The organism is Nonomuraea sp. ZG12, from assembly GCF_052068115.1.
GTDB lineage: Bacteria > Actinomycetota > Actinomycetes > Streptosporangiales > Streptosporangiaceae > Nonomuraea.
This window is the reverse complement of the sequence record NZ_JBQHCW010000013.1, coordinates 109281-127518: the sequence shown is the minus strand read 5'-3', so window position 1 is coordinate 127518 and position 18238 is coordinate 109281. Positions and strand designations below refer to the sequence as shown.

The 18238-nt window shown below is 70.9% G+C and carries 16 protein-coding genes; 11 read left to right on the top strand and 5 right to left on the bottom strand.

Annotated elements, in window-relative coordinates; genetic code table 11:
• Nucleotides 1-6 precede the first annotated feature (6 nt).
• The 3 genes from ACTMTF_RS30160 to ACTMTF_RS30150 are packed head-to-tail and all read left to right on the top strand — an operon-like array spanning nt 7 to nt 2523.
• Complete coding sequence (locus tag ACTMTF_RS30160; protein ID WP_441113705.1) at nt 7-915, top strand: bifunctional MaoC family dehydratase N-terminal/OB-fold nucleic acid binding domain-containing protein; 909 nt, start codon at nt 7-9, stop codon at nt 913-915.
• The gene (locus ACTMTF_RS30155; protein ID WP_441113704.1) at nt 915-1328 is read left to right on the top strand and encodes a MaoC/PaaZ C-terminal domain-containing protein; all 414 of its coding nucleotides are present in this window, start codon (nt 915-917) and stop codon (nt 1326-1328) included. The genes ACTMTF_RS30160 and ACTMTF_RS30155 overlap by 1 nt, the downstream gene beginning before the upstream one ends.
• A gap of 31 nt (nt 1329-1359) precedes the next feature.
• On the top strand, nt 1360-2523 hold the full coding sequence (locus tag ACTMTF_RS30150; protein WP_441113791.1) for a lipid-transfer protein: 1164 nt from the start codon (nt 1360-1362) through the stop codon (nt 2521-2523).
• Nucleotides 2524-2526: 3 nt separating this feature from the next.
• Here the strand turns inward: ACTMTF_RS30150 and ACTMTF_RS30145 are convergent, their stop codons facing one another.
• Complete coding sequence (locus tag ACTMTF_RS30145) at nt 2527-4032, bottom strand: hypothetical protein (RefSeq protein ID WP_441113703.1); 1506 nt, start codon at nt 4030-4032, stop codon at nt 2527-2529.
• Between the two features lie 253 nt (nt 4033-4285).
• Here ACTMTF_RS30145 and ACTMTF_RS30140 point away from each other — a divergent pair, with 253 nt between their 5' ends.
• From ACTMTF_RS30140 to ACTMTF_RS30110, 7 genes are all read left to right on the top strand, one after another.
• Complete coding sequence (locus ACTMTF_RS30140; protein WP_441113702.1) at nt 4286-5344, top strand: ABC transporter ATP-binding protein; 1059 nt, start codon at nt 4286-4288, stop codon at nt 5342-5344.
• Nucleotides 5337-6011, top strand: coding sequence for an ABC transporter permease (locus ACTMTF_RS30135; RefSeq protein ID WP_441113701.1), 675 nt, complete (start codon nt 5337-5339; stop codon nt 6009-6011). Before ACTMTF_RS30140 ends, ACTMTF_RS30135 begins: the two co-directional genes overlap by 8 nt.
• Entirely contained in the window at nt 6008-6679 is a 672-nt protein-coding gene (locus ACTMTF_RS30130) for an ABC transporter permease (RefSeq protein ID WP_441113700.1), read from the top strand. The genes ACTMTF_RS30135 and ACTMTF_RS30130 overlap by 4 nt, the downstream gene beginning before the upstream one ends.
• A gap of 34 nt (nt 6680-6713) precedes the next feature.
• A complete protein-coding gene (locus tag ACTMTF_RS30125) occupies nt 6714-7631 on the top strand; it encodes an ABC transporter substrate-binding protein (RefSeq protein WP_441113790.1) in 918 nt (305 codons plus the stop codon).
• A 28-nt stretch (nt 7632-7659) separates the two neighbouring features.
• A complete protein-coding gene (locus ACTMTF_RS30120; protein ID WP_397005193.1) occupies nt 7660-8142 on the top strand; it encodes a flavin reductase family protein in 483 nt (160 codons plus the stop codon).
• A gap of 82 nt (nt 8143-8224) precedes the next feature.
• A complete protein-coding gene (locus tag ACTMTF_RS30115; RefSeq protein ID WP_441113699.1) occupies nt 8225-8524 on the top strand; it encodes a type II toxin-antitoxin system Phd/YefM family antitoxin in 300 nt (99 codons plus the stop codon).
• Nucleotides 8521-8940 carry a type II toxin-antitoxin system VapC family toxin gene (locus ACTMTF_RS30110; protein WP_397005189.1) on the top strand — a complete coding sequence of 140 codons (420 nt, stop codon included), beginning with the start codon at nt 8521-8523 and terminating at the stop codon, nt 8938-8940. Before ACTMTF_RS30115 ends, ACTMTF_RS30110 begins: the two co-directional genes overlap by 4 nt.
• 89 nt (nt 8941-9029) lie before the next feature.
• On the opposite strand, the gene sppA is transcribed toward ACTMTF_RS30110, so the two are convergent.
• The 4 genes from sppA to glgB all read right to left on the bottom strand — a co-directional run bounded on the left by sppA (nt 9030) and on the right by glgB (nt 16482).
• On the bottom strand, nt 9030-10727 hold the full coding sequence (sppA, locus tag ACTMTF_RS30105; protein ID WP_397005187.1) for a signal peptide peptidase SppA: 1698 nt from the start codon (nt 10725-10727) through the stop codon (nt 9030-9032).
• Between the two features lie 64 nt (nt 10728-10791).
• Nucleotides 10792-12168 (bottom strand): S8 family peptidase, encoded by a 1377-nt coding sequence (locus tag ACTMTF_RS30100; RefSeq protein ID WP_441113698.1) that lies wholly within the window; start codon nt 12166-12168, stop codon nt 10792-10794.
• 144 nt (nt 12169-12312) lie between these two features.
• Nucleotides 12313-14229, bottom strand: a complete 1917-nt coding sequence (locus tag ACTMTF_RS30095; protein ID WP_441113697.1) for a S8 family peptidase — start codon at nt 14227-14229, stop codon at nt 12313-12315.
• A gap of 87 nt (nt 14230-14316) precedes the next feature.
• Nucleotides 14317-16482 (bottom strand): 1,4-alpha-glucan branching protein GlgB, encoded by a 2166-nt coding sequence (glgB, locus tag ACTMTF_RS30090; protein ID WP_441113696.1) that lies wholly within the window; start codon nt 16480-16482, stop codon nt 14317-14319.
• 162 nt (nt 16483-16644) lie between these two features.
• Between glgB and ACTMTF_RS30085 the strand changes: the two genes are divergently transcribed.
• Complete coding sequence (locus tag ACTMTF_RS30085; protein WP_441113695.1) at nt 16645-18210, top strand: MFS transporter; 1566 nt, start codon at nt 16645-16647, stop codon at nt 18208-18210.
• Nucleotides 18211-18238: the final 28 nt, after the last annotated feature.

Here is an 18238-nt window from a genome sequence, read left to right as displayed (position 1 = left end):
GACCCGATGAATGACAAGATCGACAGGGACCTGCACGAGCTGGCCGTCAAGCAGGCCGCGCTCGGGCAGGTGCCGGGCGCCCCGGCGGCGGACCCGGTCAACGCCCCCATGATCAGGCACTGGCTGGACGCGATGGGCGACACCAACCCCGTCTACCTCGACCAGGGGATCGCCCCGCCCGCGATGGCGCAGGTGTGGACCATGCAGGGGGTGCGCCGTGACGCCGGGCAGCACTCGCCGGTGGACGACGTCATGGCCGCGCTGGACGCCGCCGGTTTCACCGGCGTGGTGGCGACCAACTGCGAGCAGGTCTACCACCGCTACGCGCGGCTGGGCGAGCGCCTGACCTCGGCGACCCGCTTCACCGATCTGGCCGGGCCGAAACGGACGGCGCTCGGCGAGGGGTACTTCGCCACCTGGAACATCACCTGGTACGCCGAGTCGGGCGAGGCGGTGGCGGAGATGATGTTCCGGGTGCTCAAGTTCCGCCCGCCGGCGCCGGTGGTGCCGCGCGAGCCGTATCCGCTCAGGCCCGCCGTCAACAGGGACACCGCGTTCTTCTGGGACGGCGTGCGGCAGGGTGAGCTGCGCGTGCAGAGCTGTGCCGGCTGCGGTGAGCTGCGCCATCCACCGGGCCCGGTCTGCCCCCACTGCCGCTCCACCGACCGCGCGTATGTCGTCGCCGCCGGCGAGGGCACGGTCTACAGCTACGTGGTGCACCACCATCCGCCGGTGCCGGGGCTGGAGCCGCCCTTCGTCGTGGCGGTGGTGGCCCTGCCGGAAGGCGTGCGGATCGTGGGCGGCATCGTGGACTGCCCGCCCGAGGCAGTGGGTATCGGTATGGCGGTGCGGGTCACGTACCGCTCGATGGATGACGAACTGGTTCTGCCCATGTGGGCGCCACGGGAGCCGTGATGCGGACGTTGAGCGAGGATCAGGTCGAGCTCGGCTCGGTGCTGCCCGAGTTGCCGATCGACCTCACGCCCACGGTGGTCGTCTCCACCGCGCTGGCCACGATGGACTTCACCCCCGTGCACCACGATGTCGAAGGCGCTCGCGCGCAGGGCTCCAAGGACATCTTTCTCAACATCCTGACCACGATGGGGCTGGTCGAGCGGTACGTCACCGACTGGGCGGGCCCGGAGGCGGTGATCCGGCGGATCAACGTCAAGCTGGGCGTCCCGGCCTACGCCGGCGACCGGCTGCTCTTCACCGGCGCGGTCACCGCGATCGAGTCCGGCGAGATCACGGTCGAGGTCCGCGGCAAGGTCAGCCTCGGCGACCACGCCACCGGGACCGTCACCCTCGTCCTTCCCGCACGCCGGTGACGGCCGCGCCACCACGCAAGGAGCGAACGTGTTGAGAGCCCGCGCGGCCGTCGCCGGCATCGGCGCCACGGATTTCAGCAAGGACTCGGGCCGGTCGGAGCTGCGGCTGGCGGCCGAGGCGGTGTTCGCCGCCCTGGACGACGCCGGGCTGTCGCCCTCCGAGGTCGACGGCATGGTCACCTACACCCAGGACGCCAACCAGGAGATCGCGGTCGCCCGGGAGGTGGGCATCGGCGAGCTGAGCTTCTTCTCCCGCGTGGAGTACGGCGGCGGCGCGGCCTGCGGCACCGTGGCGCACGCGGCGATGGCCGTGGCGACCGGGGCCGCCGACACGGTCGTGTGCTACCGGGCCTTCAACGAGCGCTCGGGCCGGCGCTTCGGCCAGCCCGACGCCCGGGTCGGCGGGCAGCCGTCGTCGCAGGGGCTGGAGATGAGCTGGCACGTGCCGTTCGGGCTGATGACGCCCGCCGCCTGGGTGGCCATGTTCGCCCAGCGGTACATGCACGCCTACGGCGCCACCTCCGAGGACTTCGGGCGGGTGGCCGTGGCGATGCGCAGGCACGCGGCGACGAACCCGGCCGCCTGGTTCCACGGCCGCCCGATCACGCTGGCGGAGCACCAGGCGTCCAGGTGGATCGTGGAGCCGCTGCGGCTGCTCGACTGCTGCCAGGAGAGCGACGGCGCGGTGGCGCTGGTGGTGACGTCCGCCGAACGGGCCCGCGACCTGCGCCGGTCCCCGGCGGTGATCACGGCGGCGGCCCAGGGAGCCGGCGCCGGGCAGATGATGATGACCAGCTACTACCGCGACGACATGACCGGCCTGCCGGAGATGTCAGTGGTCGGCAGGCGGTTGTGGGAGATGTCCGGGCTGACGCCCGCGGACATCCAGACCGCCATCCTGTACGACCACTTCACCCCGTTCGTGCTGACCCAGCTGGAGGAGCTCGGGTTCTGCGGCAAAGGGGAGGCCGCCGACTATCTCAAGGACGGCGGCATCGAGCTCGACGGCCGGCTGCCGGTGAACCCGCACGGCGGCCAGCTCGGCGAGGCGTACATCCACGGGATGAACGGCATCGCCGAGGCGGTGCGCCAGATCCGGGGCACGTCCGTCAACCAGGTGGGCGGGGTCGCCAATGTGCTGGTGACGGCCGGCACCGGGGTGCCGACCAGCGGCCTGATCCTGTCGGCTCCCTGAGCGTCAGGGGCTGAGGATCGTCGGCACCGAGAAGAACACGATCATCGCGATCACCACGCAGATGACGAAGCCGATCAGCTCCCAGGCCCAGTCGAGGTGGCGCGAGCGCCGCTTCTTGCTCGGACGCCGCTTGGGCGGGCCCTGGGCCGGCCGCGCCTTGCGGACCACGGGCTTGCGGGTGTCGTGCGAGTCGAGTCCGGGCCTGGTGGTGCCGGGCTTCTTGCCGGCCGCCGTCTTCTGCTGCCCGGACGGCTTGGGGGTCGCGGCCGTGCGGGGCTGCGGCCAGAACTCGCTCTTGACGGCCTCGGGCTCGCGCGCCGCGGTCGCGGCGGTCATGGATACGGCGGCGATCGGCTGGGTGTCGGCGGGGGCGGGCATCGGCATCCGGTAGACCGGCTCCCGGTCGCGCTCCTTCGCCGGTGACCGGGGGGTGAACAGCGGGCCGGCGTCCCTGGGCAGGAGGAAATCGCCCGTCGCGGGTGGCACGTCCCTGGGCAGGATCACGTCGCCGGTCGCGGGCGCCGCCTGCGGCCTGGGCGGCAGGTCGTCGAGCACGTCGGCGGGCATCGGTGTCCGCATGATGAACGGCCGCTCGTCCTGCGCCTTCGGCGGCTGCCCGTCGGGCTTCTTGCGGCGCGGCTCGAACGCGGCGAAGGGCGTCGGCTTCTCGCCGAAGCGGACCTGCGAGGGGAACGGCGCCGGGCCTTCGGCGCCGGGGTGGCGCAGTTTCGGCATCGGCGCCGTGGTGGCGTCGTGCTCGGGGGTGCGCGACGACGACGGGGGCGTCAGCAGCTCGGCGGGGAAGAGCCTGGTGGTGCTCGCCGGGTCGGCCTCGCCCAGCGGCAGCGGCCAGTTGGGCGGCACCGGCCAGCGCGGCTTGACGAACAGCGGCGCCGGGGCCGCCGAGAGCGATCCGGCGAAGTGGATGCGCAGGGTGCCCGGCGGCGTCGGCCACGGCAGGCGGCCGAGCACGTCGCGCAGCGGGGCGACGCTCAGCGCGATGTAGATGTCGGCGATCGGCTTGGGCACCCGCTTCTCGGCGGCGGCCAGCGCCTGCCCGAGCGACTGCTTGAACCGGTTCGCGGCGTTGACCGCTAGCTCTTCCGCGGTGTCGGGCGCCACGTCGAGTACCCAGGCCAGCTCGGTCCGGTTGAGCCCGCAGACCTGCGTCAGCAGCAGCACCTCGCGCTGCTGCAGGCGCAGCTCGCTCAGCGCCCGCTCGACCAGGGCGGAGGCGGGGTCGATGAGCGGGTCGACCACGGGAGGCGCGTAGACGACGTCCCGCCGGTGGATCTCGCGCCGGGCGAACGCGTAGAGGGCGGCACGCGGAGGCGCCGGCTGCCCGCCCGTCATGGGCACGCCGCCGAGGACGGCCACCAGGACGTCACCCGCGGAGCCCAGGTCGCCGAGCTGGTCGGCGCAGTACGCGAACAGCCCGGCCGCGTGACGGTCGTACAGCTCTGCGACCAGCTCGGGGCGCGAGCGCTGCTCGGTGATCGAGTGAGTCACGTGACCGGTCCCTCTTAGTGGAGAAGCGGACGCTTTGGGGGGCGTCGGAGGTTTATGGAGGCAATCATGCCAACACACCCTGGTCCGGCGCACTACCAGATCGATAATTCGTAGGGAATAGCTGGTCAGTGAAGCGTTTAAGCATGGGGCGACAGGACAGACCTGGTCGGATCGCCGTAGTCTGGGGCCCAAGAGATCATGCGGCGGTCGTGGCAGGGGGGCCGCGGCCCTGCCCTGAAGCGGAAGGTCGCGCGTGATCACGTTCGACGCTGTCACCAAACGCTATCCAGACGGGACCGTCGCCGTCGACGGTCTCAGCCTGGAGGCTCCTACAGGCGAGATCACCGTGTTCGTTGGCCCGTCGGGCTGCGGCAAGACGACGTCTCTCCGGATGATCAACCGGATGATCGACGCAACGGAAGGACAGATCCTGCTCGACGGCGAGCCGGTGCGCAGCATCGACCCGCCCACCCTGCGCCGGGGCATCGGCTACGTCATCCAGCAGGCCGGGCTCTTCCCGCATCGCAAGATCGTGGACAACGTGGCCACCGTCCCGTTCCTGCTCGGCTGGAGCCGCAAGAAGGCCCGTGACCGGGCCATGGAGCTGCTGGAGCGCGTCGGCCTCGACGTGGGCCTGGCCGAGCGTTACCCGTTCCAGCTCTCCGGCGGCCAGCAGCAGCGCGTGGGCGTGGCCAGGGCGCTGGCCGCGGACCCGCCCGTGCTGCTGATGGACGAGCCGTTCAGCGCGGTGGACCCGGTCGTCCGCACCAGCCTGCAGGAGGAGTTGCTCCGGCTCCAGGCGGAGCTGAACAAGACCATCGTCTTCGTCACCCACGACATCGACGAGGCCATCAAGCTCGGCGACCGCGTCGCGGTGCTGCGCGTCGGCGGCACGCTCGCGCAACTGGCGGACCCGAAGACGCTGCTGTCGGAGCCGGCCGACGACTTCGTCCGCGAGTTCCTCGGCCGCGACCGGGGCATCCGCCGCCTGCAGTTCGTGTCCACCGCGGGCCTGCCGCTGCGCACGGACCTGACCGTCCCCGAGGGGTTCGAGGGCAGTACGGACGAGCCGTGGCTGCTCGCCGTCACCCCGGACGACCGGCCGGTGGGCTGGATCGCCAAGGGGCGGCCCGGCGAGCTGGAGCGGTTCGGCTCGTTCGTGTACGGCCAGGACCCGCTGCGCTCGGCCCTCGACGCGGCGCTGCTGTCGCCGTCGGGCAACGCGGTGGCCGTGGACGAGACGGGCCAGGTCGCCGGCGTGCTCACCAGGAAGGCGCTGGACCAGGCGATGGCGGAGGCCGCCGATGGATGACGGCCCGCCCACACTCTGGGAGTGGTTCGCCCGCAACTGGGCCACCGGCCGGGTGGGCAGCATCAGCGACCTGCTCGGCGACCACCTGCTGATGTCGCTGGTGCCCATCGTGGCCGGGCTCGTCCTGGCGCTGCCGCTCGGGCTGGCCAGCGTGCGCTGGCGGTGGCTCTACCAGCCGACGTCGGGCCTGTTCAACGTGATCTACGCGCTGCCGTCGCTGCCGGTGTTCATGCTGCTGATCTCGGTCACCGGGCTCTCCCCGATCACCGTGATCATCCCGCTGACCTTCTACGCCATGGCCGTGCTCATCCCGGCGGTGGTCGACGGGCTCGGCTCGGTGCCCGACCACGTCCGCCAGTCGGCGGTGGCGATGGGCTTCACGCCGCTGCGCCGCCTGGTCCAGGTGGAGCTGCCGATCGCCGCGCCCGTGGTGCTCGCCGGGCTGCGCGTGGTGGCGGTCTCCAGCATCAGCCTGGTGAGCGTGGGCGCGCTGATCGGCCAGGGCGGCCTCGGCATGCTCTTCACCAGGGCCTACCAGAACCCGTTCCTGCCGCCGGTCATCGTCGGGATCGTGCTGATCGTGGTGCTGGCGCTGATCGTCGACGGGCTGCTGATCCTCTGCCAGCGGCTGCTCACGCCGTGGGTGCGGGCGAGGAGGGCGTCGTGAACTGGCTGAGCGACTTCTTCGGCGACCCCGCCCGGTGGTCCGGGCCCGACGGGATTCCCGTCCGGCTGCTGGAGCACCTGGAGTTCTCCGTCCTGGCCCTCGCGCTGGCCATGCTGATCGCGATCCCGCTCGGGCTGCTGATCGGCCACACCGGCCGGGGCGAGGTGCTCGTGGTCGTCTCGGCCAACCTGGCCAGGGCGATGCCCACGCTCGGCATCCTCGTGCTGTTCGTGCTGCTGCTCGGCACCGCGTCCATCTGGCCGGTGATCATCCCGCTGGTGCTGCTGGCCGTGCCGCCGATCCTGGTCAACACCTTCGAGGGCATCAGGGGAGTCGACCCCGAGCTGCGTGACGCGGCGTACGGGATGGGGTTGCGTGGCGGGCAGGTGCTCGGGCGGGTGCTGGTGCCCGTGGCGCTGCCCCTGATCCTGCTCGGGCTCCGGCTCTCCGCCATCCAGGTGGTGGCGACCACGACCGTCGCCGCCTACACGGGGCTGGGCGGGCTGGGGCGCTTCATGATCGATGGATTCGCGACCCAGGATTACTCCAGCGTTGTCGGTGGTTCTGTGTTGATTGTGCTGTTCGCACTCGTGGTGCAGCTCGCCTTCATGCTCGCGCAGAGGGTGACCGTCTCCCCGGGGGTGAGCCAGCGGTTGAAGGTTCGTTGATGTGTCGTACCAAAGGAGTTTTCTTGTGAAACGTATGTTCAGCGCAGCGGCAATGCTGTTGTCCGCGACACTCGCGTTGACCGCCTGCGGCGGTGGCGGCGGCAACCCGCTGCAGACCACGAGCGCGGCGCCCACGGGCTCGGCCACGGGGTCGGCCCCCGCCGGCGGCCCGGTCGTGATCGGCTCGTTCGACTTCGACGAGAGCGTGCTGCTCGGGTCGATCTACGCCCAGGCGCTGGAGGCCAAGGGCGTCCAGGTGGAGGAGAAGCCGCGGATCGGCAGCCGTGAGGTCGTCTACGACCAGGTCAAGAGCGGCGGGCTGACCCTGGTTCCCGAGTACAACGGCAACCTGCTGGCCTTCATCGACCCGGCCACCACGGCGGCGACCACCGAGGAGATCAACACCGCGCTGAAGGAGAAGCTCCCGGCCGAGCTGGAAGTGCTCGACGCCGCCGCGGCCGAGGACAAGGACACCCTGTCAGTCACCAAGGACACCCAGACCAAGCAGTCGCTCACCACCATGGAAGACCTGGCCAAGGTGTCGAAGGACATGATCGTGGGCGGTCCGCCGGAGTTCAAGAAGCGCTGGGAGACGCGTTTCAAGGACGTCTACGGCATCGAGTTCAAGCAGTGGAAGCCCACCGGCCCCACCACGGCCGACGCCATCAAGGACGGCTCGATCCAGGTCGGCAACGTCTTCTCCACCGACCCCAAGATCACCGCCAACGACCTGGTGCCGCTTGAGGACACCAAGAACATCTTCCCCGCCCAGAACGTGACTCCGCTGCTCTACAAGGCCGGCGCCACCGACACCGTCAGGACCACCCTCAACGGCGTCTCCGCCAAGCTGACGACCGAGGGCCTGCTGGAGATGATGCAGAAGATCTCTGTCAACAAGGACGAGCCCGCGACGGTGGCCAAGGAATGGCTGACCACCAACGGCCTCGGCTGACCCGTCCCGTTCCCAGGAGGCCTTCGCCGTGAGCGAGTTCACCGACGCCATGGCACAGCTCGCGGGGGGCGTGGCGGTCATCACCGTCCGCGACGGCCGGGACGACCTGGGCGTCACCGTCTCGGCGCTGGCCTCCGTCTCGCTGGAGCCGCCGCTGGTCCTGGTCAGCCTGGACAGCGGCGGCTACCTCAACGAGGTCCTGCTCCGGCGGGACCGCTGGGCGTGCTCCCTGCTGTCCTCCGGCCAGGCGGCCATGGCCAGCAGGTTCGCCGCCGCCGGCCGCCCCGGTGCCCGCCACCTGGTGGCGGGCACCCCGCACCACCGCGGTCCGCACTCGGACGCGCTGGTGGTGGAGGGCGGCGTCGCCGCCCTGGAGGCGGAGACCTCCCAGGTGGTGCCCGCAGGCGACCACACCCTCTTCATCGCGACCGTCCTCGCCGTCTCGTACGTGACCCCCACCCTCCAGCCCTTGGTACGCCTACGCGGCCGTTATCGCGCGGTGGGCGGCTAGCTCTCCATGCGGGTGACGTCCGCCTCATCCACCTTTGTCCCACCAGGTGGCACACTGTGGGATGGACGGATATGATTTCCTCATGCGCGAGGCATGGCACGAGCCGCCCGAGATCAACCAGCGCGATTTGAAGAACCGGGCGAGCGAGATCATGGACGCCGTCGAGCGAGGCGAGTCCTTCACGCTGACACGCCACGGTCACAAGATCGCGACCGTCACCCCCATAAGCCGCCGCCGGACCTTCGTCCCGAAAGAACGGCTCATGGCGGTCTTCGCGAATGCTCCGGTCATTGACGACAAGGAGTTCGAGGACGACGTGCGGACCGCCTTCAACGACGAGGACTACGATCCCTGGGAGCGTGCCAAGAGGAGCGCCACGTGATCGGCGAGGAGGCCGGGCTTCTCGACACCAACATCCTGGTTCTCGCTGCGCGGTTGGATCCGGCGGAGTTGCCGGAGCGTCCCGCCATCTGCACGGTGACGCTGGCCGAGCTCGCGGTGGGGCCGCTGGTGGCTGACGACCCCCTCAAGCGGGCCAGCAGGCAGGACGTGCTCGCCCGCGTAGAGTCGGAGTTCGAGCCGATCCCGTTCGACGTCGCGGCGGCTCGCGCCTTCGGACGGGTTTACACGGCCGTCAAAGAGGCAGGCCGCAATCCCAGAAGCAACACCGCTGATCTGCTCATCGCCTCCGTGGCGGTGGCCAACCGGCTGCCGCTCTACACGGTCAATCCCGGCGACTTCAAGGGCTTGGAGGGCCTGCTCACCGTGGAGCCGGTCACCCACCCCGACCAACGCTGAGGGCGTTGCCGACGATATCGGCAACGCCCTGGTGATGGAGCCTATGCCGACCGGGGGAGTATGTCATGGCCGGGTGGCCGGCGTGCCGGTCAGCGGATCGTGTACCACGCCGGGAGGGTCAGGGGGCCCGTGGCCGGGAGGCCGAGTTCGGCTGAGAGGCGGGCCAGGGGGCCCCAGGCGTCGAGCCGGATCCGGGTGAGTGCGGCGGCCCGGTCGTCGCTGGAGTCCGGGCCGCGCAGCCGCTCCAGCGGGTTGAGGCGGGGGAAGGTGCGCACCGGGGCGTCGTCGGACAGGCGGGCGCGCTTCCTGGCCAGGGCGATGGCGTCCTCCAGGCCGCCCAGCTCGTCCACCAGCCCACGGGCGTGGGCGTCGGCGCCGGTCCAGACGCGGCCTCGGGCCAGCTCGTGGGCCCGGTCGCGGGTGAGGTCGCGGCCCTGGGCCACCTTGCCGACGAAGTCGTCGTAGATGCGGTCCAGCCAGGCGTTGACCCGCTCCCACTGCTCCGGCGAGAAGGCGCGTGAGGTGGAGAACATGCCGGCGTTGGCGCCCTCGGCGACCAGCTCCGTGTTGACGCCGATCCGCTCCAGGAGCTGGGAGAGCACCGGCTTGCCGCCGAAGACGCCGATGGAGCCCGTCAGCGTGCCGGGCTGGGCGACGATCATGTCGGCGGCCATGGCGACGAAGTAGCCGCCGGAGGCGGCCAGGTCGCCCATGGAGACGATGACAGGCTTGACCTTGCGGGTGAGCACGACCTCCCGCCAGACGGTGTCGGAGGCGACGTACGAACCGCCGGGGCTGTCCACCCGGAAGACGACGGCCTTGACGTGCTCGTCGCGGCGGGCGGCCCGCAGTGCGGCGCTGATCGTGTCGGAGCCCATCGCGCCGCCTCCGCCGAGCGGGCTGCGGCCGCTGCGGCCGGTGCGGATCTGGCCGATGCCGTGGATGAGGGCGATGCCGGCGGCGGTCGGCTGCGGCAGTTTGCGTGCGGCGGCGCCACGGGCGTAGCGGGAGACGTACAGCAGGTGGGTGTCGCCGCCGGTGGACTGCTTGACCTCGTCGTACACCTCGTCCCGGTAGGCCAGCCCGTCGACCAGCCCGGCCTCCAGCGCCTCGCGGCCGATGAACGGGCCCCGGTCGATGTGCTCGCGGACTTTGGCCGGATCGAGCCGGCGGCCCTCGGCGATGCCCGCGACGAGGTGCTCGGTGACCGACTCCACGATGCGGGCCATGGACTCGCGGTGCGGCTCGGTCATGTGGTCCTGGGTGAAGGTGTTGGCGGCGGTCTTGTACTCGTGCCGCTGGCCCATCTCGTAGTCGACGCCCAGCTTGGTCAGCGCGCCCTTGACGAACCGCTGCTCCAGGGCCACGCCGGTCAGCCCGATGTCGCCGCTGGGCTGCAGGTAGACGCGTTCGAAGGCGCTGGCCAGGTAGTAGGGCACGGTGCCGCCGCCGAACTCGCCGAACGTCTCGCCGAAGGCGACCGTCAGCTTGCCCGAGGCGCGGAAGGCGACCACGGCCTGGCGCAGCTCCTGGACCATCGCGAGCCCGATCGGGTTGCCGCCGATCTTCACGATCAGCGCCTTGACCCGTGGGTCCTTGACGGCCCGCTTGAGCCCGGACAGCACGTCGGCCAGACGGGGCTTGCGCATGGACAGCACCGCGGCGAGCGGGTCGGAAGGCGGTCCTTCCGTCAGCCCCTCGGTGAGGTCGAGCTCGAGAACCAGGGGCGCGGTGCGCCGCTGACGGAGCTTGTCGATGCCTTCGAAGATCGCCTTGCCTGCGTCCATAGAGCCACCCTAAGCGGCAGTAGTCGGCCATGGGCGGCCAACTACTGCCGAAGCGGACACCGGCTCAGACGCGTGCTCCGGCGGTGGCGGCACCGACGTTGACCTGAACCGTGGTGACGCGCGGAGGGAAGAGGTTGTAGGTGATCGGGGTGCCGGTCGCCTGAATCCGCTGAAGGACCTGCGCCGGGCTGAGGGTGGGGTACGCCTGCTTCATCAGCGCGAAACTCCCGGCCACGTGCGGCGTCGACATGGACGTGCCGCTCAGCGACCGGTAGGCGTCGTCCGGCACCGAGGAGGTGACGCGCACGCCTGGCGCGAGCAGGTCCAGCAGTCTTCCCCGGTTGGAGAACGTGACGACCTGGCCGTTGTCGTTCGTGGCGCCCACGGCGACCGCGGTGGAGATGCAGGCGGGGGAGGCGACGGCGTCCCGCCAGCCGGCGTTGCCCGCCGCGACGACCGGCGCGACCCCGGCGCCCACCAGCGCGTCGAACTGGGGCTTCAGGGCGGCGGCCTGCGGGTCGGCGTCGCAGTGCTGCCGGTGCGGGCCGCCTCCGCCGAGGCTCATGTTGACCGCGGCCACGTTGTGCGTCCTGGCCACGCGGGCGACGTACTCCAGCGCGAGTTTCTGGTCGGAGGTGTAGCTCATGTAGCAGGGCGCCGCGCCACCGCAGGTCTGGATGTCGTCGAAGCGGCTGAAGACCTGGACGGGCAGGATGCCGGCGGCCGGGGCGACGCCGTTGGCGGGCGCCCCCGCCACCGCCCGGCCCGCCGCGATGCCCGCCACGTGCGTGCCGTGGGCGCACCGGTTGGCGCCGCCGACGAGGCACTGCGCGGTCTCGGCGTCGGCCGCGCCGGGGCCCGTCTGGCTGGACTGGCGGTTCGGGCAGAGCGACACGGCCCCGGAGCTCGGGTCGGAGGTGGAGAAGCAGGCCTCGTCCACGATCCGGCCGGCCATGAACGGATGGTCACGGTCGATCCCCGTGTCCAGGACGGCCACGGTGGTGCCGGTGCCGGTCCAGCCCGCCGCGTTGGCGACGTCCGACGAGATCGCCCTGGTGCTGGAGTCCAGGAAGGCCTGGCTGAGCGTGTCCGGGTACACCGACCTGACCCGGGGGTCCTTCCGCAGCCCGGCCAGTGTGGCGCTGTCGACCTCGGCGACGAAGAAGTGCGGGGAGCGGGTGGCCTCCAGCACGCTGGCCGTGGGGGAGATCTTCTCGACGTCGCCGGCGACGGTGCTGACGCTCTCGCCCGGGTTCAGCTCGACGATCGAGCGCACCTTCGGCCGGCTGCCGAGCTCGGCGATCAGGCCGGGACTGATGGTCGGGTCACCGGCGTCGGGGACGTGGGCATGGGCATGGGCCTGGCCGGGCTGGGCTGCGGTGAGCACCGCCGTGGCCGTGGCGAGCGCCAGGACGCCTGCCGTGAGTGAGCGTGAGCGCACCGATTCCTCCGAGGTAGCACAGACGGACGGGGGAAGTCCTGGCGGAAGATCCCCACGGGTGTTGTCGGTGATGCCTCAGTTGTCGAAGTGACGGAGGTTAGAGATGCGAATGTTGGCGGAGGTAGGCAACCGCCAAGGTGCTCTTTAGCGAGATTTAGTGATATTGGTGGCTGCCCGCTTGAGAGCCGCGCTCGTGGACTTGCTGGTCAGCCGTACCTTTTCCGAGGATTTGAGGGTCTTGGTGCTGTTCACCCCGTGGGCCCAATTGAGCCAGCCGGTGAGCAGGGCGCTGTCCAGCTGCCGCTTGGCGGCCTTGGCGCCCTTCAGCACCCGGTAGGCCTTGCCCAGCGACGAGGCCTTGGTCAGCTCGGGGAAGACCTTGCTGGCCTTGTGCGCCAGCTGCAGATAGCAGGTGAGCGTCGGGTCGGACATCTTGCCGCTGTTCCGGTGGATCTCCACGGCCCACTGCTTGGCCGTCATCCGCTTGGTGGCCGTGCCACGCGTGCAGACGGCCGGGGCCTTCGCGGTGGTGGTCGGCGTCGGCGTCACCGTGACGGTCACCGTGACCGTGACGGTCGGCAGCGGGATCGGCGTCGGGTCCGGCTCGTCGTCCACCGGAGGCTCGGGCGTGGGCCCGCTGCCCGTCGGGTCCGGCTCCGGATCGGTGCCGGGATCGGGGTTCGGGTCGTCCGGGCCGGGCTCGGGAGCGGACGGCGGGTTCTGGCTGATCTCCGGCTGCGGGGCCGTGCCGGTCAGCGCGGCGGCCACGTCCAGGCGCGGCGTGCGGACCTCCGCGCCGTCCACCTGATAGACGTACGGCCTGCCGGTGGTCTTCAGCTTGTCGATCAGCTCGGGCATCGGCGTCTGCGGCGACTGAACCTTCAGCAGCGCCAGTGCGCCCGCCACATGCGGGGCGGCCATCGAGGTGCCGCTGTGCACGGCCATCTGGTTGTCCGGCACCGACGACTCGATGTCCACCCCGGGCGCGAACAGGTCGACCAGCGCGCCCCGGTTGGAGAAGTCGGCGATGGCGTCGCCGTCGTCGTTGGCGCCCACCGCCACCGCCGAGGAGATGCACGCGGGGAAGGAGGCTCCCTCGAAGAACTCGTTGCCCGCGGCCACCACGGTCGCCGTGCCCTTGGCGAGCAGGGCGTCGATCGACGGCTTGAAGGCCCGCGCCTCCTCGCTGTCGTCACAGGAGACGTCGGACGGCATGCCGCCCAGGCTCAGGTTCACCGCCGCGATCGGCTCGCTCATCGCCGCCACGTGCTCCATGGCCAGCCGCAGCGACGACTCGAAAGCCAGCAGGCAGGACGGCTCGCCGCAGATCTCCTCGTCGTTGACCCGGCTGAAGACCTGGATCGCGATGATCCCCGCGCCGGGCGCCACGCCGCCGGTGCCGGCCGCGATGCCGGCGACGTGCGAACCGTGCTCGCACAGGTTCACGCCGCCGGCCTGGCACTTGGCGGTGGCGGCGTCGGCCGAGCCGGGCCCGGTCTCACTGATCTGCCCGTTCGGGCAGAGCGACTCGGCGCCCAGGTCCGAGTCCGTCGCGGAGAAGCAGGCCTCGGCGACGATCCGGTTCGCGAAGAACGGATGATCGCGGTCGATGCCGGTGTCCAGGACGGCGATGTTCTGGCCGCTGCCGGTGTGGCCCGCGGCGTGCGCCTGGTCGGCGCCGATCAGCTTGAGACTGGAGGCCAGCGACGGCGGATAGGCGCGATCCCGGTGGATGGAGGTCACCCGGGAGTCCTCGGCGAGCGCGGCCAGCTCCTCGGCCGTGCCCTCGACGACCATGAACGGCTGGCTCGCCGGCTGGAGGAGGACCTCCACACTGTCGGCCGCCGCTTTGCCGGCCACCGGCGCGTGCTGCGCCGGGTCGGTCAGCTCGACGATGGCGCGCACGGTGCCGCCGTCGACGGCTAAGCCCTCCTCCACCTTCTCCTCAGCGCTCTGGGTGACACTGGGGGTGGGCGTCGGCGTCGGATCATCGGCGAAGGCGGGCGCCGCGGGCAGCAGAGCCAGCACCATCGAGCACACGATCAGGGGGCGAAGTCGCACCGGCGTCCTCCGAGACGGGATGATCTCGGAGTTTACGGTGATTTGTCAGGACCGCACAGCCCCTGCAATCCCTTTCTCATCAGACTTTCAGGTCGTGCCGCCGCTCGGCGCCGACCTCGACAACCACACCGCCCCCAGCGGCGGCACCCGCAGGGTCGTGGAGTACGGCAGGCCGTGGCAGGGCTCCTCGACGGCATCCACCGAGCCCAGGTTGCCCACCCCGCTGCCCCAGTACTCATAGGCGTCGGTGTTGACCGCCTCCGTCCACTGCCCGCCGTACGGCAGGCCGAGCCGGTAGCTCTCGTGCGGCCCGCCGCTGAAGTTGACCACGCACGCCACCGCGGACCCGTCGTCCGCGTAGCGCAGGAACGACAGCGTGTTGCCCGGCGCGTCGTCGGCGTCGATCCACCGGAACCCCTCCGGCTGGGTGTCCTGCTCCCACATCGCGGGCGTCTCACGGTAGAACCGGTTGAGGTCGCGCACCAGCCGCTGCACGCCCTGATGCCCGTCGAACTCCAGCACCCACCAGTCGAGCCCGCGCTCCTCCGACCACTCCGAGCCCTGGCCGAACTCCCCGCCCATGAACAGCAGCTGCTTGCCCGGATGCGCCCACATGAAGGCCAGCAGAGCCCGCAACTGGGCGAAGCGCTGCCACTCGTCGCCCGGCATCTTGCCCATCAGCGAGCCCTTGCCGTGCACCACCTCGTCATGCGACAGCGGCAGCACGTAGTTCTCGGAGTAGGCGTAGATGAGCGAGAAGGTCATCTGGTGGTGGTGGTACTGCCGGAAGATCGGCTCGTGCCGCAGATACTCCAGCGTGTCGTGCATCCAGCCCATGTTCCACTTGAAGCCGAACCCGAGCCCGCCGAGGTGCACCGGCCGCGACACACCCGGCCAGGCCGTCGACTCCTCGGCCACGGTGATGATGCCGGGCGCCTCCCGGTAGCAGACCGCGTTCATCTCCTTGAGGAACTCGACCGCGTCGAGGTTCTCGCGGCCGCCGTAGACGTTCGGCGTCCACTCGCCCTCGCGCCGGGAGTAGTCCAGGTAGAGCATCGAGGCCACGGCGTCCACCCGCAGGCCGTCGATGTGGAACTCCTTCAGCCAGTAGACGGCGTTGGCCACCAGGAAGTTACGCACCTCCCTGCGGCCGAAGTCGAAGACGTACGTCCCCCAGTCGGGGTGCTCGCCCCGGCCCGGATCGGCGTGCTCGTACAGCGGGGTCCCGTCGAAGCGGGCCAGCGCCCAGTCGTCCATCGGGAAGTGCGCCGGCACCCAGTCGAGCAGCACCCCGATGCCCCGCCTGTGCATCTCGTCCACGAACCGGCGGAAATCGTCCGGCGTGCCGAACCTGGCCGTCGGCGCGTAGTAGGAGGTCACCTGGTAACCCCATGACCCGCCGAACGGGTGCTCGGCCACCGGCATCAGCTGCACATGCGTGAACCCCAGGTCCGCGACGTACTCCGAGAGCTGGTCCGCCAGCTCCAGGTAGGACAGGCCGGGCCGCCACGAGCCCAGGTGCACCTCGTAGATGCTGGTGGGGCTGCGCTGCGCCTGCCTGTCGCCGCGCTCGGCCATCCACTCCGCGTCCTGCCAGACGTAATGGGACTGCTCCACCACCGACGCCGTCTGCGGCGGCACCTCGGTCCGCCTGGCCATCGGGTCGGCCTTGTCCCGCCACACGCCGTCGGCGCCCAGCACCTGGTACTTGTACCGCTCACCCGCCCCGATGCCCGGGACGAACAACTCCCAGACCCCCGAACGACCCAGCGAGCGCATCGGGTAGGCGGTGCCGTCCCAGTGGTTGAAGTCGCCGACGACCCTGATGCCACGGGCGTTCGGCGCCCAGACGGCGAACGCCGTGCCGGCCGCGTCCTGGTGCTCCATCACCCGCGCGCCGAGCACCTCCCACAGCCGCTCGTGCCGGCCCTCGCCGATCAGGTGCAGGTCCACCTCGCCCAGCGTGGGCCAGTGGCGGTAGGGGTCGCTCGTCTCATGCGGCTCACCCCCGGCGTACTGAACGCTCAGGGTGTAGCCGGGGACCTTGTCCAGTCCCGGCACAGTGGTCTCGAACACCCCATGCGCCTGGTGTCTCATGTCATGCGTGGTGCCGTCCTCCAGCACCACTTGGACACGTTCGGCGAGCGGGCGCAGCGCGCGGAAAGTGACCCCGCCAGCGACGGGGTGCGCTCCCAGCACGGAGTGCGGATCATGATGCGCCCCGCCCGCGAGGCGGTCGAGCTCTGTCCTCATCGGCATGTTCCTTACCCTGCCCTACGGCGACCGTCCAACCCAGCCACTGCCCGCATTCACCGCGACAATCACCGAAAGTGCTGAATCTTGGGTTTATCCGGCCCGTAAACACCACTTCGATCAGTTGACCTCAAGTTTGCTTGAGCTCCTAGCCTTCCATGCATGAACATGAAACGTGCGGGCAAGCGGGAGTGGATCGGCCTGGCCGTCCTCATCCTGCCGACCTTGCTGCTGTCCATAGACGTGACCGTGCTGCACCTGGCGGTGCCCGCGCTGAGCGCGGACCTCCGGCCGACCGGGGCGCAGCTGTTGTGGATCAACGATATCTACGGGTTCCTCATCGCCGGCTTTCTGATCACGATGGGCACGGTGGGCGACCGGATCGGCCGCAGGCGCCTGCTGCTGATCGGCGCGGCCGCGTTCGCCGTCGCCTCGGCGCTGGCCGCCTTCGCGCCCAGCGCCGAGGTGCTGATCGCGGCACGGGCACTGCTGGGCGTGGCCGGGGCCACCTTGATGCCGTCGACGCTGTCCTTGATCCGCAACATGTTCCACGACCCCGCCCAGCGCACCACCGCGATCAGCGTGTGGATGGTCGGCTTCACCGGCGGCATGGTGATCGGGCCGCTGGTGGGCGGCGTGCTGCTGGAGCACTTCTGGTGGGGGTCGGTGTTCCTGCTCGGCGTGCCGGTGATGGTCGTGCTGCTGGTGGCCGGGCCGTTGCTGCTGCCCGAATACCGGGCGCCCGCCGTCGACCGCCTCGACCTGGCCAGCGTCGGCCTGTCGATCGTGGCCGCCCTCGCGGTCATCTACGGTCTCAAGGAGCTCGCCGCCGAAGGCCCCGGCGTGGCCGCGCTCGCCGCGCTGCTCTCCGGCCTCGTCCTCGCCCTGGTGTTCGTACGGCGACAGCGGACGATCCCCGGCCCCCTCCTCGACCTGAAGCTCTTCGCCGAGCGGCGCTTCAGCGGATCGCTGGGCACGCTCATGCTGGTCATCCTGACCGGGCCGGGCATCGGCCTGCTGGCCGCGCAGTACATGCAGCTCGTGCTCGGCCTGTCACCGCTGGAGGCCGGGCTGTGGAGCCTGCCGCCGACCCTGGCGGTCATCGCCGGGTTCGTCTTCGCGCCGATGCTGGCCCGGCGGCTCCGGCCCGGCCTGGTCGCCGCCACCGGCCTGGTGCTCTCGGCCGCCGGCATCCTGCTGCTCACCGCCCTCTCCGCCGCCGGGCCGGAAGCCGGGCTCGGGCTGCTGGTCGCCGGGCAGTTCGTGTTCTTCCTGGGGGCGGCTCCGATGCTGGTCCTGGGCACCGACATGGTGATCGGCTCCGCGCCGCCCGAACGGTCGGGCTCGGCGGCGGCCCTGTCGGAGACGGTCCAGGAGTTCGGCGGCGCGGTCGGGCTGGCCGTCTTCGGCAGCATCGCCGCCGCCGTCTACCGCAGCGTGCTCGACGTACCGGAAGGCGTCCCCGCGCAGGCGGCGGAGGTCGCCACGGACACCCTCGGCGGTGCGGTGGCGGTGGCCGGCGGCCGGCCGGCCGAGGTCGCGGACGCGCTGCTCGCCGCCGCCCGCGCGGCCTTCACCGACGGCCTGGCCGTCACCGCGGCGGTGAGCGCCGTGGTGCTGCTGGCGGCGGCGGCCCTCGCCGTGACCACCCTCCGCCACGTCCCCCCATCCGCACCCCAGCCGTCCGAAGAGCCCTCGGTCCGGGAACCGGCGCACTCGGCTGAGTGACGCGCCCCACCCGCACCTCCAGCCTTCC

Coding starts and splice junctions, on each gene's coding strand:
- ACTMTF_RS30135 (WP_441113701.1), top strand. CDS start 5,337: ATGGATGACGGCCCGCCCACACTCTGGGAGTGGTTCGCCCGCAACTGG.
- ACTMTF_RS30160 (WP_441113705.1), top strand. CDS start 7: ATGAATGACAAGATCGACAGGGACCTGCACGAGCTGGCCGTCAAGCAG.
- ACTMTF_RS30115 (WP_441113699.1), top strand. CDS start 8,225: ATGCGCGAGGCATGGCACGAGCCGCCCGAGATCAACCAGCGCGATTTG.
- ACTMTF_RS30085 (WP_441113695.1), top strand. CDS start 16,645: ATGAACATGAAACGTGCGGGCAAGCGGGAGTGGATCGGCCTGGCCGTC.
- ACTMTF_RS30125 (WP_441113790.1), top strand. CDS start 6,714: ATGTTCAGCGCAGCGGCAATGCTGTTGTCCGCGACACTCGCGTTGACC.
- glgB (WP_441113696.1), bottom strand. CDS start 16,482: ATGAGGACAGAGCTCGACCGCCTCGCGGGCGGGGCGCATCATGATCCG.
- sppA (WP_397005187.1), bottom strand. CDS start 10,727: ATGGACGCAGGCAAGGCGATCTTCGAAGGCATCGACAAGCTCCGTCAG.
- ACTMTF_RS30155 (WP_441113704.1), top strand. CDS start 915: ATGCGGACGTTGAGCGAGGATCAGGTCGAGCTCGGCTCGGTGCTGCCC.